At 72.1% G+C, this 14,135-nt stretch carries 13 protein-coding genes; 4 read left to right on the forward strand and 9 right to left on the reverse strand.

What is annotated here, in order from left to right:
- Window positions 1–171: 171 nt before the first annotated feature.
- The 3 genes from ABD644_RS03750 to ABD644_RS03760 all read left to right on the forward strand — a co-directional run bounded on the left by ABD644_RS03750 (window position 172) and on the right by ABD644_RS03760 (window position 2,243).
- A complete protein-coding gene (locus tag ABD644_RS03750; protein WP_344687205.1) occupies window positions 172–366 on the forward strand; it encodes a DUF3046 domain-containing protein in 195 nt (64 codons plus the stop codon).
- A gap of 174 nt (window positions 367–540) precedes the next feature.
- The gene (gene recA / locus ABD644_RS03755) at window positions 541–1,575 is read left to right on the forward strand and encodes a recombinase RecA (RefSeq protein ID WP_344687206.1); all 1,035 of its coding nucleotides are present in this window, start codon (window positions 541–543) and stop codon (window positions 1,573–1,575) included.
- Window positions 1,576–1,583: 8 nt separating this feature from the next.
- Complete coding sequence (locus tag ABD644_RS03760) at window positions 1,584–2,243, forward strand: regulatory protein RecX (protein ID WP_344687207.1); 660 nt, start codon at window positions 1,584–1,586, stop codon at window positions 2,241–2,243.
- A 62-nt stretch (window positions 2,244–2,305) separates the two neighbouring features.
- Here ABD644_RS03760 and ctaD read toward each other — a convergent pair whose 3' ends face one another.
- The 7 genes from ctaD to ABD644_RS03795 all read right to left on the reverse strand — a co-directional run bounded on the left by ctaD (window position 2,306) and on the right by ABD644_RS03795 (window position 10,073).
- On the reverse strand, window positions 2,306–4,063 hold the full coding sequence (gene ctaD, locus ABD644_RS03765) for an aa3-type cytochrome oxidase subunit I (protein ID WP_344687208.1): 1,758 nt from the start codon (window positions 4,061–4,063) through the stop codon (window positions 2,306–2,308).
- Between the two features lie 204 nt (window positions 4,064–4,267).
- Window positions 4,268–5,122, reverse strand: a complete 855-nt coding sequence (locus ABD644_RS03770) for a hypothetical protein (RefSeq protein ID WP_344687209.1) — start codon at window positions 5,120–5,122, stop codon at window positions 4,268–4,270.
- Window positions 5,123–5,220: 98 nt separating this feature from the next.
- Entirely contained in the window at window positions 5,221–6,120 is a 900-nt protein-coding gene (locus tag ABD644_RS03775; RefSeq protein WP_344687210.1) for an amino acid ABC transporter permease, read from the reverse strand.
- Window positions 6,117–6,767, reverse strand: coding sequence for an amino acid ABC transporter permease (locus tag ABD644_RS03780; RefSeq protein ID WP_344687211.1), 651 nt, complete (start codon window positions 6,765–6,767; stop codon window positions 6,117–6,119). Before ABD644_RS03780 ends, ABD644_RS03775 begins: the two co-directional genes overlap by 4 nt.
- An 89-nt stretch (window positions 6,768–6,856) precedes the next feature.
- Window positions 6,857–7,744, reverse strand: a complete 888-nt coding sequence (locus ABD644_RS03785; RefSeq protein ID WP_344687212.1) for a glutamate ABC transporter substrate-binding protein — start codon at window positions 7,742–7,744, stop codon at window positions 6,857–6,859.
- A gap of 41 nt (window positions 7,745–7,785) precedes the next feature.
- Window positions 7,786–8,547 (reverse strand): amino acid ABC transporter ATP-binding protein, encoded by a 762-nt coding sequence (locus ABD644_RS03790; RefSeq protein WP_344687213.1) that lies wholly within the window; start codon window positions 8,545–8,547, stop codon window positions 7,786–7,788.
- 116 nt (window positions 8,548–8,663) lie between these two features.
- Window positions 8,664–10,073 carry a polysaccharide deacetylase family protein gene (locus ABD644_RS03795; RefSeq protein WP_344687215.1) on the reverse strand — a complete coding sequence of 470 codons (1,410 nt, stop codon included), beginning with the start codon at window positions 10,071–10,073 and terminating at the stop codon, window positions 8,664–8,666.
- 173 nt (window positions 10,074–10,246) lie between these two features.
- Between ABD644_RS03795 and miaB the strand changes: the two genes are divergently transcribed.
- Window positions 10,247–11,698: a tRNA (N6-isopentenyl adenosine(37)-C2)-methylthiotransferase MiaB gene (gene miaB / locus ABD644_RS03800; protein WP_344687217.1), complete on the forward strand. Its 1,452-nt coding sequence runs from the start codon at window positions 10,247–10,249 to the stop codon at window positions 11,696–11,698.
- Window positions 11,699–11,705: 7 nt separating this feature from the next.
- Here miaB and ABD644_RS03805 read toward each other — a convergent pair whose 3' ends face one another.
- Together ABD644_RS03805 and ABD644_RS03810 are read right to left on the reverse strand one after the other, a co-directional pair.
- Window positions 11,706–12,410: an alpha/beta fold hydrolase gene (locus ABD644_RS03805; protein ID WP_344687218.1), complete on the reverse strand. Its 705-nt coding sequence runs from the start codon at window positions 12,408–12,410 to the stop codon at window positions 11,706–11,708.
- A gap of 22 nt (window positions 12,411–12,432) precedes the next feature.
- On the reverse strand, window positions 12,433–14,100 hold the full coding sequence (locus ABD644_RS03810) for a DUF349 domain-containing protein (RefSeq protein WP_344687219.1): 1,668 nt from the start codon (window positions 14,098–14,100) through the stop codon (window positions 12,433–12,435).
- Window positions 14,101–14,135 lie beyond the last annotated feature (35 nt).

Genomic DNA, 14,135 nt, shown 5'->3' on the forward strand with positions numbered 1-14,135 from the left:
CGTGGGCATCCTCCATGGCTGCCTGCGCCACCACACCGTCTACGACGAGCGCACCGCCTGGCCCGCCCACGAACACAGCCCGCTCTCGGCCGCCGCTTGACCACTTAGCGCCGTGGGATGTCTAGGCTCCCGCCGCCCCACCGGCTGCCGCCGCGGGTTAGCGTCGTCGTCGTGCGCCTGCAGGAGTTCTGGTCCCGGCTCGACCGGCATTTCGGGTCCGTGCGTGCCCAGAGCGTGGCCCGCGACCACGTCTTCGCCGTCCTGGGTGGCCGTACCGCCGTGGACGCGATCGACGCGGGATTGTCGGTGCGCAGGGTGTGGCTGGCGATCTGCGAGGAGTACGAGGTGCCGCCGAAAGAGCGGTGACGGCTGGTCGCGCAGGTCGCGGCGTGTCGCCCTGGCAGTCGAACACCTGTTCGGCCTAGAGTGTCGTCCACAGGCCGGGCGGCTCTCCACAGATCCACCCGGAACCGGAAAACTGTCGGAGCCCTTCCCTAGCGTCGGACCCGACCCGCTTCCCGCGAACCGAAGGTGACTCCCATGGCAACGCTCGACCGCGACAAGGCCCTCGACATGGCCCTCGCCCAGATCGACAAGCAGTTCGGCAAGGGCTCGGTCATGCGCCTGGGCGACAGCCCCGAGGTGGCCATGAAGGTCATCCCCACCGGGTCGATCGCCCTCGACATCGCGCTCGGCATCGGCGGGCTCCCGCGGGGCCGGGTCATCGAGGTCTACGGCCCGGAGTCCTCCGGTAAGACGACCGTCGCCCTGCACGCGGTGGCCAACGCCCAGGCCGCCGGCGGCATCGCCGCGTTCATCGACGCCGAGCACGCGCTCGACCCGGAGTACGCCCGCGCCATCGGCGTCGACACCGACGCGCTGCTGGTCAGCCAGCCCGACACCGGTGAGCAGGCGCTCGAGATCGCCGACATGCTGATCCGGTCCGGCGCGCTCGACGTCATCGTCATCGACTCGGTCGCCGCGCTCGTACCGCGTGCCGAGATCGAGGGCGAGATGGGTGACAGCCACGTCGGTCTGCAGGCCCGCCTCATGAGCCAGGCGCTGCGCAAGATCACCGGCGCCCTCAGCAACTCGGGCACGACGGCGATCTTCATCAACCAGCTGCGCGAGAAGGTCGGCGTGGTCTACGGCTCGCCGGAGGTCACCACCGGTGGCCGCGCGCTGAAGTTCTACTCGTCGGTCCGCCTCGACGTCCGTCGCATCGAGACCCTCAAGCAGGGCACCGACGCCGTCGGCAGCCGCACGCGCGTCAAGGTCGTCAAGAACAAGGTGGCCGCGCCGTTCAAGCAGGCCGAGCTCGACATCCTCTGGGGTCAGGGCTTCAGTCGCGAGGGCGGGCTCATCGACGTCGGTGTCGAGCAGGGCATGGTGAAGAAGTCGGGTGCTTGGTACACGTACGAGGGCGACCAGCTCGGTCAGGGCAAGGAGAACGCCCGCAACTTCCTGAAGGACAACCCCGACCTCGCCGACGAGATCGAGAAGAAGATCAAGGAGAAGCTGGGTATCGGCGCCACGCTCGACGCGCCGGTCGCTCCTGCGCCCGTCGACTTCTGACCTGCCGGGTGAGCAGCTTCCCGTCCCACCGCCGCGGCCCCGGCATGCGCCGGGGTTCGCGCCGGGCGACGGGCTCCGCCGGCGACGGTCCCCTGAACCCGGACCTCGCCGGTGAGCCCGCGGCCGGCCCGCCGGAGGACGCGCCGGGCGACCCCGAAGCCGTGGCGCGCAACCTCTGCCTGCGCGCCCTGACGGGTGCACCGAAGACGAGGCAGCAGCTCGCCGATCTGCTGGCCGGCCGAGGAGTCCCCGACGACGCGGCCGAGACGGTCCTCGACCGATTCACCGAGGTCGGCCTCATCGACGACGCCGCGTTCGCGCGGGCCTGGGTCAGTTCCCGGCAGGCGGGCCGCGGCCTGGCCAGGCGGGCGCTCAGCGCCGAGCTGCGCGCCAAGGGCGTCGACCCGGAGGTCGCCGCCGAGGCCGTCGAGGCGGTCGATGACGACGACGAGCGCGCCGCCGCCCGCCGGCTGGTCGACCGCAAGCTGCCCGGTATGCGCCGCCTCGACCGGGCGACGGCGAGCCGGCGGCTGGTCGCCATGCTGGCCCGCAAGGGCTATGGCGGCGGTCTCGCCTCCGCCGTGGTGCGCGACGCCCTCGACTCCGTGCCCGGTGACGACGACGAGTTCCTCTCCGCGCACGAGGACCAGGACAGCCTCCTGCCCTGAAAGGGGATCCCCTGCCCCCCACCGCTCGCGAGCTCGCGGCGGGACCCTGCAGGGGGCCGAAACTACGTGGCGTCGGGGTCCCGAGGGCCCTGCCGCGGGCCGGTCTCGGCGGTGACCACGTTGTTGGTGTACGGCGTGTGCGACCTGCCCGCGTGCGCCTCGACCTGCAGCCGCTCGAGCAGGTGCGGGTAGTGCGCCTCGAACGCCGGACGCTCGGAGCGGATCTTGGGGATCTCGACGAAGTTGTGCCGCGGCGGGGGTGACGAGGTCGCCCACTCCAGCGAGTTGCCGTGGCCCCACGGGTCGTCGCGCAGCGCGAGCCGCCCGTACTTCCAGGAGCGGGTCACGTTGAACAGGAACGGGACGATCGAGGCACCGAGCACGAACGAGAAGATCGTCGAGATGACGTTGAGCGTGGTGAAGCCGTCGGTCGGCAGGTAGTCGGCGTAGCGGCGGGCCATGCCCTCGTTGCCCAGCCAGTGCTGGATGAGGAACGTGCCGTGGAAGCCGATGAACGTCATCCAGAACTGCAGCTTGCCCAGTCGCTCGTCGAGCATCCGGCCGCACATCTTCGGGAACCAGAACGCGATGCCGGCGTTGGCCGCGAAGACCACGGTGCCGAACACGACGTAGTGGAAGTGCGCGACGACGAAGTACGAGTCGTGCACGTGCCAGTCCAGCGGCGGGCTGGCCAGCAGCACGCCGGTCAGGCCACCCAAGAGGAAGGTGACCAGGAAGCCGACCGACCACAGCATCGGCGTCTCGAAGCTCAGCTGACCCCGCCACATGGTGCCGATCCAGTTGAAGAACTTCAGCCCGGTCGGCACGGCGATCAGGTAGGTCAGGAACGCGAAGAAGGGCAGCAGCACCGCGCCGGTGGCGAACATGTGGTGCGCCCAGACGGCCAGCGACAGGAAGCCGATGGCGAGGGTCGCGCCGACCATGCCCTTGTAGCCGAACAGCGGCTTGCGGCTGAACACCGGGATGATCTCGGTGATGATGCCGAAGAACGGCAGCGCGATGATGTAGACCTCGGGATGCCCGAAGAACCAGAACAGGTGCTGCCACAGCATCGGGCCGCCCATCTCGGGCGAGTACACGACGGCGCCGAGGTTGCGGTCGGCCAGCAGCGCGAACAGCGCGGCGGTCAGGATGGGGAAGACCAGCAGCACCAGCAGGCTGGTGACCAGGGTGTTCCAGACGAAGATCGGCATCCGGAACATGGTCATGCCCGGCGCGCGCAGGCAGACGATCGTGGTGATGAAGTTGACGCCGCCGAGGATCGTGCCCAGACCGCTGACGGCCAGGCCGGCGATCCAGAGGTTGCCGCCGACGCCCGGCGAGTGCACGCCGGTCGACAAGGGCGTGTAGGCAGTCCAGCCGAAGTCGGGCCCGCCGCCGGGCGTGAGCATGCTCGAGAACACGATCGTGCTGCCGATGAGGAACAGCCAGAACGAGAAGGCGTTCAGCCGCGGGAACGCGACGTCGGGGGAGCCGATCTGCAGCGGCATGATCAGGTTGCCGAACGCGAAGAACAGCGGCGTCGCGAACATCAGCAGCATCAGCGTGCCGTGCATCGTGAACAGCTGGTTGTACTGCTCCGGCGACAGGAACTGCATCTCCGGCTGGGCCAGCTCGGCACGGATCAGCATCGCCATGAGGCCGCCGATGATGAAGAACGTGAACGAGGCGGTCAGGTACATCAGGCCGATCACCTTGTGATCGGTCGTGCGCAGGAGGCTGCCCAGGCGCGAACCCTTGGCCTTGACCGCCGCCGGGCTCGGCCGGCTGATGATCGGCTGCGGGGCGATGGCGGTCATGCCCGCACCCCCCGTCCCGGGGTCCGTCGCGGGGCTGCTCCGAACCTGCGGGTCATCCTGGCTCCCCAGTGGTCTCGCACGTCCAGGACGTGCGCGGTCGGCACCCCGCCCGCCGACGCGAGCGGCGAGGCCATCGTCGCGCATCGGGGCGCCGAGGGAAACCCGGACCTGCGGGCCGCCGGGGTCGGACTCGCAGGGGTCGGCTCAGCCGGCCGTGACCCAGGCGGTGAGGTCCACCGCGACGCCGTCGGGTGCGTCGGGGTCGTCGGTCAGCCAGGACTCGTCGCGCACCAGGCCGGCGCCCAGCCAGCGCAGGATCTGCCGGTCGAAGCCGTGCCGCGAGGGGCGACCCGGTCGTCCGGCCGGGCCCAGGAGCGTCACGTCGATCTCGGTGCCGTCGGCGTAGCGCAGCACCAGCCGGCAGCGAGCGCGGCGGTGCCGGGCGGGCGGCACGGCCTCGCGGACGACCGCGCTGTCCGCGCCGGCCGCCCCCGCGAAGTCGGCCGCCGACGACCGCAGGCGGGCCACGAACTGCTGAGCGGGGTCCTGCTCGTCCGCGGGGCCGGGCAGCAGCAGGTTCTCGAGGACGGCGCTGTCGAGCGCTGCGCTGTCGAGAACGGGAGCTTCGCCGGCGGGCTCTTCGGCGGGCTCCTCGGCGGGGTCTTCGCCGGTGGTGTCCCCGGCGGCGGGAGCGGGCAGGTCGAGCTGGGCGGTGTCGGCGTCGGACGCCGCGTCCTCGGCGGGCGCCTCCGGCTGGTCGTCGTCCGCGTCGACTTCCACTCCGGCGCGCGAGGCACCGCCGGCGGCGGCGAGTTCGGCCTCGATCAGCTCCGCGGCGATCTGGCGGGTGTCGATCAGTTCGGTGTCGGTCTGGTCGGAGTCCGCCTCCGGCGGGGCGGTCGCCACGGCCACGTTCCCGGTCGTCGGCTCGGCGACAGCAGGCTCGGCGGTCTCCGGCGTCGGCCGCTCCACCGTGAGCTGCCCGGTGGACGGTCGATCCCCGGCGGGCCGGGGGACCGGGGGCAGGCGGCGCCGTCCGGCGGCGTGCATCGTCTCCATGATGGCCGCCAGTGTCCTGGGCGGACCGGTCCGTTCAGGACGGAAGCGACGGCGACGCGCCGAGGACGGGGACGGGTGTGTCAGGTGGTGCGCGGGCCTCAGGCGCCGCCGCCGACGGGCACGGTCGCGCCCGTGTCCGTGGTCGCCACCACCGCGCGCGACGCCCTGGCCTGACGGCGCTGGATGTACTGCGCGAGCCGGCCGAGCGAGTAGTTGATCGCGATGTAGAGCAGCGCGACCACGATGAAGGTCTGGATGGGGTTGTCGAGGTTGCGCCGGATGCTCTCGCCCTGGCTGAGCAGCTCGTCGTAGTTGGCGATGAAGGTGACCAGCGAGGTGTCCTTCAGGACGACGACGAGCTGGCTGATGATCGCCGGCAGCATGACGCGGAAGGCCTGGGGCAGCAGCACGATGCGCATCGTCTGGCCGTTGGTCAGCCCCGTCGCGAGCGCGGCCTCGCGCTGACCGCGGGGCAGCGATTCGACGCCGGCCCGGACCACCTCGGCGAAGATGACCATGTTGTAGGCGGTGAGGCCGATGACCAGGCCCCACAGCGCCTGACCGCCGGGAAGATCACGCAGATCGACGCCGACGTCGGGCAGCACGCGCACGCCGAAGTAGATGAGCACGACGACCGGCAGGCCGCGGAGGAGCTCGATGAGGCCGATCAGCGGGATGCGCCCGGTCCTCCCGAGCGACAGCCGGGCGACCGCGATGAGCGTGCCCAGCCCGATCGACAGGACCATGGCGATGGCGGCGGCGCGGATGGTGTTGACGATGCCCTCGCCGAAGACCCGCCAGACCGAGTCGAACGCCTCGTTCGAGGGGTCGATGAGCGGGCCCCACTTCTCCATCGAGAACTGGTCCCGCTCGATCAGCCGCTGGACGACGAGATAGCCCAGGCCCAGCAGGGCGACCACCGCGATCGCCGTGCCGATCCGCGTCCGTCGTCGCGCCTTCGGCCCCTGCGCGTCGTAGAGCACCGTCTCCTGGCTCATCGCGCGATCGCCACCTTCCGCTCGACGATCTGCAGGATCGCTCCGGCCGGCAGGGTGATCATGAGGTAGAAGAAGGCGATGCCGACGAACACCGGCAGCGTCTCCAGGCCGCGGGCGCTGGTCAGCGTCTGACCGGTGCTCCACAGGTCGCCGCCGACGCCGAAGGCGCCCACGACGGCGGAGTTCTTGAACATCGCGATGATCACGCTGCCCAGGGGCGGGACGACGGTGCGCAGCGCCTGGGGGAGGACGACGTAGCGCAGCCCCTGGCTGAAGTTCAGCCCGATCGAGCGCGCGGCCTCGGCCTGGCCGGCCGACACCGAGTTGATGCCCGAGCGCACCGCCTCGCAGACGAAGGCCGACGTGTACAGGACCAGCCCGAGGACCCCGAAGAAGAAGAAGCTCCGGTTGATGCCGAGCTCGGGCAGCCCGAAGGCGCAGAAGAACAGCACCACCGACAGGGGGGTGTTGCGGAACGTGGTCACCCAGAAGGCGCCGAAGGCGCGCAGGGGCGGGACGGGGCTGACCCGGCAGGCGGCGACGAGCACGCCGAGCACCAGGGACCCCACCAGGGCCCACAGGCAGATGCTCAGGGAGCGGAGGTAGCCGCCGAAGAACAGTCCGAGATTGTCGGTGACCGCGGACACCCGCCCCTCCCTCCTCGCCAGTGCCGGTACTGCCGGGCCTTCACCCCGCGACCGGCCGGGAGCCGGCCGGTCGCGGGGTCGTCGTCAGATCACTCGCACTCGTCGAACTCCGGCAGCTCCGGGGTCTCGGTGCCCTCGACCTGACCGGCCGTGGCTTCCCACGCCTCGATGTAGGCGTCCTCGTTCTCCTGGAGCGTGTCGAGGATGAACTGGCAGAACTCGACGTCGCCCTTCGGGATGCCGATGCCGTAGGGCTCCTCGGTGAACTGCTCGCCGACGAGCTTGAACTCGCCGTCGGACTCGGCCACGAAGCCGAGGAGGATCACGTTGTCGGTGGTGACGGCGTCGACCTGGCCGTTGCCGAGCGCGTCGGCGCACTGCGAGTACTCGTCGAAGAGCACCAGCTGGTCCTGCTCGCTGACGAGGTACTCGCGGATGTTCTCCGACGGGGTCGAGCCGGTCACGGAGCAGACCGTGGCGTCGGGGTTCTCGGTGAACGACTCCGGCCCGGTGATCGTGTCGTCGTCCGCCGCGACCATGATCTGCTGCCCGGCCTGGTAGTACGGCCCGGCGAAGGAGATCCGCTCCTTGCGCTCGTCGTTGATCGTGTACGTCGCCACGACCATGTCCACCTCGTCGCCCTCGAGCACCTCCTCGCGGACCGCCGACGGCGTCTCGACCCACTCGATGTCCTCGGGCGCGATGCCCAGGGCACCGGCGATGATCTTGGCGATCTCGACGTCGAAGCCCTCGAGCTCGCCCTCGAGGTTCTCCAGGCCGAACCCGGGCTGGTCGTACTTCGTGCCGACCCGCATCGTCCCCGCCTCGGAGAGTTCGGCCATGGTGGTGCCCGCCTCGAACTCGGGGGCCTCGGCGACGTCGGGTTCGGGGGTGTCGCTCCCGCTGTCGCCGCAGGCGGCGAGGGCGAGGGCGGAGGCGGTCATCATGGCGGCCAGGGTGTGGCGTCGGAGACTCATGGGTGGGTCCTCTCGTCGGTTTCCGGTCGTCTGGCTGGGGGTCAGTGGCTGAGGATCTTGGACAGGAAGTCCTTGGCCCGATCGGAGGTCGGGCGGGTGAAGAACGTCTCCGGGTCGGCGGACTCGACGATCCGGCCGCCGTCCATGAACACGACGCGGTTGGCCGCCTTGCGGGCGAAACCCATCTCGTGGGTGACGACGACCATGGTCATGCCGTCGCGGGCGAGCCCGACCATCACGTCGAGGACCTCGTTGATCATCTCCGGGTCCAGGGCGGACGTCGGCTCGTCGAAGAGCATGACCTTGGGGTCCATGGCCAGCGCCCGGGCGATGGCCACCCGCTGCTGCTGGCCGCCGGAGAGCTGTGCCGGGTACTTGTCCGCCTGGTTGCCGACGCCGACCCGGTCGAGGAGTTCCCGCGCCCGCTTCTCGGCGTCGGCCGCCGATTTCCTGCGGACCTTGACCGGGCCCAGCGTCACGTTCTCCAGGACGGTCTTGTGGGCGAAGAGGTTGAAGCTCTGGAACACCATGCCGACGTCGGCGCGCAGCTTCGCCAGGGCCTTGCCCTCGGCCGGCAGTGCTTCGCCGTCGATGCGGATCTCGCCCTGCTGGATCGACTCGAGCCGGTTGATCGCCCGGCACAGGGTGGACTTGCCCGACCCGGACGGGCCGATGACGACGACGACCTCGCCGCGGCCGATCTCCAGGTCGATGTCCTGGAGGACGTGCAGGTCGCCGAACCACTTGTTGACGCCGGAGAGCTGGAGGAGAGGCTCCCCGGTCGTTCGGCTGCTCGTGGTCACCTTGTCGAACCTATGGTCCGGCAGCCACGCGCAGTAGTCGATGCGATCACGAAGGCGTAACGAAGCGGGGACGGGGCCCGCCGGCCGGGACGACCGGCCGGACCGCGCCGCCCGCCTCAGCGGAACTGATCGAGGGTGACGAACCCGTAGCCGCGGTTCCTGAGCTCGTCGATGATCCGGGGCAGGGCCGCGGCGTCGAGGGTGCTGCCGTCGTCCGGGTTGGACCCGACGTGCATGAGCACGATCTCCCCGGGGGTCAGGCCGGCGAGGACCCGGTCCACGACGCTGGCGACCGAGCGCCCACCGGAGGTGCCCTGCCATCCCAGGGTGTCGACGGTCCAGCGCACGCCCCCGTAGCCCAGGCAGTTCACGACGTCGATGGTGCGGGCGTCCCGTGCGCCGAACGGGAACCGGAACCACGGGCGGGTGTCCTCGCCGGTGATCGCGCGCACCGTCTGGTCCGCGCCGGTGACCTGCGCGTCGATCGCGGCCGAGGTCAGCGTCGTCAGGTCCGGATGGGTGGCGGTGTGGTTGCCCACCGGGTACGACGCGGCGATCTGCCGGGCCGCGTCCGGGTTGTCCTCGGTCCACGCGCCGGTCAGGAAGAAGGTGGCGGGCGTGCCGGTCCGCTGCAGGGTGCCGAGGATCGACGCGACCCCGGCGGCGTCCCCGCCGGCGTCGAAGGTGAGCGCGACCACCGGCTGCGTGGTGGGCAGGCGCGTCCACTCCGTCCCGCGCAGGGACGTCGGGACGCCGGCCACGACGCGGGCGGAGGCCGTGCTGATGAAGGCGTCGCCGCACACGCCGTAGGCGAACGACGTCGTCGCGGGCCCGCCGCTCGGCGACGTGCGCAGGTGCCACGTGCGCCCCCGGACGACGCCGATGTCCGTGCTGCCGTTGCCGTCCCAGTCGCCGGTGACCGGGATGTCGCTGGGCACGCCGTAGGCGAAGGAGATGGCGGCGACGCCGCCGGCCGGGGTGTTCTGGAGGTGCCACACGCGGTCACGGACGACGCCGATGCCGGTCCGGCCGTCCCCGTCCCAGTCGCCGGTGATCTTCATGTCCCCCGCCCGCCCGTAGGCGACGGAGATCTCCCCGACCCCGGTCGTGGGCGAGTTCCGCAGGTGCCACACCGAGCCGCGCACGACCCCGAGGCCCGTGCCGCCGATGCCGTCCCAGTTGCCGACGACGGGGGTGTCCCCGGCCCGCCCGTAGGCCACGGAGACGTCGGCGACCCCGCCGGTGAGGCTGTTCTTCAGGTGCCAGATCCCGTCCCGGAACACCCCAGGCGTCCGGTCCCCGTCCCCGTCCCAGTCGCCCATGACCTGCACGTCGGTGCTCCGGCCGAAGACGAAGCCGGGGCCGCCGCGGACGAACCACTGCGCGCCCCGGATGACGACGGCGGAATCGGCCACCGCGGCGGAGGCGGGAGGGGCGACGACGACGTCCAGCGGCGCCAGCAGGGCGACGGTGGCGAGCAGGGCGGTCGACCAGCGAGCGAACCGCCGGGGGAAGCGAGCGGGCATGTGGTCCTCCTCCGTGACTGATCGCATGCTCATCGATCGACGGCTGCGTGGGGCAGAGTCCTCCGCCCCGACCGCAGGGTCCTCCGCCCCGACCGCGGGGTTCTTCGTCGTCGAGGGTCGTGGCCGACGCCGGGACCGGCGGGGCGCGGCGGCCGCCGTACGCTCGATCCGTCATGGGATCCGAGATGCCGGCACCGGCGCGCACCTATCGCGTGCGCACGTACGGGTGCCAGATGAACGTGCACGACTCCGAGCGCCTGTCCGGCCTGCTGGAGGCCGCCGGGTACACCGCCGCCCCCGAGGGTGGCGACGCCGACGTCGTCGTCCTCAACACCTGCGCCGTCCGGGAGAACGCCGACAACCGGCTCTACGGCAACCTCGGCCACCTCCGGCCGACCAAGGACGCCAACCCCGGCATGCAGATCGCCGTCGGCGGCTGCCTGGCGCAGAAGGACCGCGGTGAGATCGTGCGCCGCGCCCCCTGGGTGGACGTGGTCTTCGGCACCCACAACGTCGGCTCCCTGCCCGCGCTGCTGGAGCGCGCCCGGCACAACGCCGAGGCGCAGGTCGAGATCGTGGAATCCCTCGAGGTGTTCCCCTCGACGCTCCCGGCCAAGCGGGACTCCGCCTACTCCGGGTGGGTGTCGATCAGCGTCGGCTGCAACAACACCTGCACGTTCTGCATCGTCCCGTCGCTGCGGGGCACGGAGAAGGACCGGAGGCCGGGCGAGATCCTCGCCGAGGTCCAGGCGCTGGTCGACCAGGGCGTGCTCGAGGTGACGCTGCTCGGCCAGAACGTGAACAGCTACGGCAGCGAGTTCGGCGACCGCGGTGCCTTCGCCGACCTGCTGCGGGCGACCGGGCGCATCGAGGGCCTGGAGCGGGTCCGGTTCACCAGCCCGCACCCCGCGAGCTTCACCGACGACGTCATCGCCGCGATGGCCGAGACCCCGGCGGTCTGCCACCAGTTGCACATGCCGCTGCAGTCGGGCTCCGACGACGTCCTGCGCCGGATGCGTCGCGCCTACCGCCAGGAGCGCTACCTCGGGATCATCGACCGGGTGCGGGCGGCGATGCCCGACGCGGCCATCACGACCGACATCATCGTCGGCTTCCCGGGGGAGACCGACGCCGACTTCGAGCAGACCCTCGACGTCGTCCGCGCGGCCCGGTTCTCCAGCGCCTTCACCTTCCAGTACTCCAAGCGCCCCGGCACCCCTGCGGCCGAGATGGACGGGCAGATCTCGAAGGCCGTCGTCCAGGAGCGCTACGAGCGGCTCACCGCGCTGCAGGACGAGATCAGCTGGGCGGCGAACCGGGAGCTGGTCGGCACGACGGTCGAGCTGCTCGTCGCCGCGGGGGAGGGCAGCAAGGACGCCCGCACCGGGCGGCTCTCGGGTCGCGCGCGCGACGGCCGGCTGGTGCACTTCACGGCTGCCCCGGGTGTCCGGCCCGGCGACGTCGTCGAGACGGTCGTGACCCAGGCCGCACCGCACCACCTCGTGGCCGACGGCCAGCTGCTCTCGCACCGCCGCACGAGGGCCGGCGACGCCGCCGAGGCCGGCACCCGGCCGACGACGCCGGGCGTCCTGCTCGGCATGCCGCGGATCGGCGCACCGGCCTGACCCGGGCTCAGACCAGGGACAGCAGCAGCTCGACGAGCTCACCCGGGCGGTTCTGCGCCACCAGGTGGGTCGTGGCGATCTCCCGGTAGTCCCACGCCGCCGAGGCCCGGGCCCGGGCGGCCGCCGCCTCGAACGCCGGGTTGACCGGCGTCCCCGGGTCGGGGACGGTCGCCCGGACGTAGGTGCGCGGGAACGGATAGTCCTCCAGCGGCCGAGCCAGCCGCACCGGTTCGGTGAACGTCCGGATCGGCTGGGGAGTGCGGCGCGGCACGGCGAACGCCTCCTCAGCCGGGTCGTCGTAGGCCCGCTGCGGGCCGTCGAGCAGCCACGGCCGTCCGGGGGCCGGGGACTCGGCGCCGGGGTGCCCCAGCAGGCTGAACGCGCTGTCGCCGTCGTCGGGGACGAACGCGTCGAGGAACACCAGGGAGGCGACCCGGTCGCCGATGTGCTCCAGCGCCCCGGACACGACCATCCCGCCGTAGGAGAACCCGAGCAGCACGACGTCGTGCAGGTCCTCGTAGAGGACGTGGTTCACGACGTCGGTGACGTGCGTGGTCAGGCCGACCTGCGGGCTGACCAGGTGCACGCGCTCACCGATGCCGGTCAGGCTCGGCGTGAACACCTCGTGGCCCGCAGTGCGCAGCCCCGCCCGGACGTGGCGGAACCCGTGCGCTCCACCCCACGCGCCGTGGACCAGCACGAACGTGGCCATGCCGAGGTCCCGCCCCGCCCGCTCAGCGTCGTCCGGCGGACTTCTCGGCCTCGGCCAGCCATTCCTGGCGGGTCGCCAGGTTGGCCCTGGCCTCCGCGATCCGGCCCTGGTCGCCGGCCGCCTCGGCCTTGGCGAGCTGCTCCTCGGCCTTGGTGACGGCGGACCGCATCGAGGTCACCATGGGGTTCTCGGGCAAGGTCCGGGCGCGGCTCGAGTCGGCCGCGCCGCGCACCTTCTGCTCCACGGCCTGCATGCGGTCCTCCAGGGAGCGCATGGCGCCGCGGGGCACGTGGCCGATCGCGTCGTAGCGGTCCTGGATCTTGCGCAGGGCGTTCTGCGCGCCCCGCAGGTCGGTGGACGGGTCCAGCCGCTCCGCCTCGGCGAGCAGTTCCTCCTTCAGCTGCTGGTTGGCCAGCTGCTCGCTGTTGCGGACCTTGTCGGACTCGGCGCGGGCGGTGAAGAAGACGTCCTGGGCGGCGCGGAACTGCTTCCAGAGGTCGTCGTCGCCGTCGCGGCCGGTGCGGGGGACCGCCTTCCAGCGGTCCATCAGCGACCGCATCGCCGCGCTGGTCGGGCCCCAGTCGGTCGAGGTCGCGAGCTTCTCGGCCTCCTTGATCAGCTCCTGCTTGGCCGCCCGCGCCTCGCCGCGCTGGGCGTCGAGGCCGGCGAAGTGGGCGCCGCGCCGGCGACCGAAGGCGTCCCGGGCGGCCGCGAACCGCGACCACAACGCCTCGTCGGTCTTGCGGTCGATCCCGCGGATGGTCTTCCACTCCTCGACGATCGCCTTCAGCCGATCGCCAGCGGCCTTCCACGCGGTGGACTCGGCCGCGATCTGCTCGGCCTCGGCGGCCAGCGCCTCCTTGCGCGCCACCTGCGCGGCGCGGGCCGCGGCCTTCTCGGCGCGCGACTCGGCGGCGGCCGAGTCGGCGGTGCCGACCATGGCGCGGGCCCGTGCCGCGAGCCCCTCGAGGTCACCGACGGCCGTGGCGGTCGGGATGGACTCGGCCAGCGCCTGTGCCTTGTTCTTGATCTCGGCCGGGTTCCCGGTGTGGGCCTTCAGCCGCGCCTCGAGCAGCGACACCTCGGTGGCGAGGTCGTCGTAGCGGCGGCCGTAGTGGGCCAGCCCGGCCGCCGGCTCACCGGCCTGCCAGGAGCCGACGGCGCGCTCGCCGTCGGCGGTCCGCACGTAGACGGTCCCGTCCTCGTCGACCCGGCCCCATTCGGCGGGATCGCTCGCCGGCGCGGCCGGCGCGTCGGCGGCGGGCGGGTGCGGCGGGGTGGCAGCCGGGCTCGGCGCCGGACCCGGGCCCGGGGTGGGAACCGGTCCGGGGGTGGGAGCGGGTCCCGGGGTGGGAACGGGCGTGGGAACGGGGGCCGGGGCCGCGGGGGCGGCCACCTCGGTGCCGCCGTCCGCCGTGGGGTCGGCCAGTGCCGCGTCCCTGGGGGCGGGCGCGGCCGGCGTGCCGGCCTCGGGTGCGACCGCGTCGGGCGCCGGCTCGGGGGTCGGCGCTGGGGCCGGCTCTGGGTTCACGGCGTCGGGGGCGACAGCCTCGGGTGCGGGGGCCTCGGCCCCCGCGTCGGGGGCCGCTGGTTCGGTGTTCACCGCCTCCGCCACGACAGGTTCGGTGGTCTCCGCATTCGGCGGAGCGGCCTGCTGCACCCCGTTGCCGGGGACGTCCGTGCTCGACACGCTGGGCAGTCTCCCACGGACGGTCCGGGACACTC

The organism is Blastococcus jejuensis (genome assembly GCF_039534705.1).
Taxonomy (GTDB): domain Bacteria; phylum Actinomycetota; class Actinomycetes; order Mycobacteriales; family Geodermatophilaceae; genus Blastococcus_B; species Blastococcus_B jejuensis.

Coding starts and splice junctions, on each gene's coding strand:
- ABD644_RS03795 (WP_344687215.1), bottom strand. CDS start 10,073: ATGCCCGCTCGCTTCCCCCGGCGGTTCGCTCGCTGGTCGACCGCCCTG.
- ABD644_RS03770 (WP_344687209.1), bottom strand. CDS start 5,122: ATGGAGACGATGCACGCCGCCGGACGGCGCCGCCTGCCCCCGGTCCCC.
- recA (WP_344687206.1), top strand. CDS start 541: ATGGCAACGCTCGACCGCGACAAGGCCCTCGACATGGCCCTCGCCCAG.
- ABD644_RS03785 (WP_344687212.1), bottom strand. CDS start 7,744: ATGAGTCTCCGACGCCACACCCTGGCCGCCATGATGACCGCCTCCGCC.
- ABD644_RS03805 (WP_344687218.1), bottom strand. CDS start 12,410: ATGGCCACGTTCGTGCTGGTCCACGGCGCGTGGGGTGGAGCGCACGGG.
- miaB (WP_344687217.1), top strand. CDS start 10,247: ATGGGATCCGAGATGCCGGCACCGGCGCGCACCTATCGCGTGCGCACG.
- ctaD (WP_344687208.1), bottom strand. CDS start 4,063: ATGACCGCCATCGCCCCGCAGCCGATCATCAGCCGGCCGAGCCCGGCG.
- ABD644_RS03775 (WP_344687210.1), bottom strand. CDS start 6,120: ATGAGCCAGGAGACGGTGCTCTACGACGCGCAGGGGCCGAAGGCGCGA.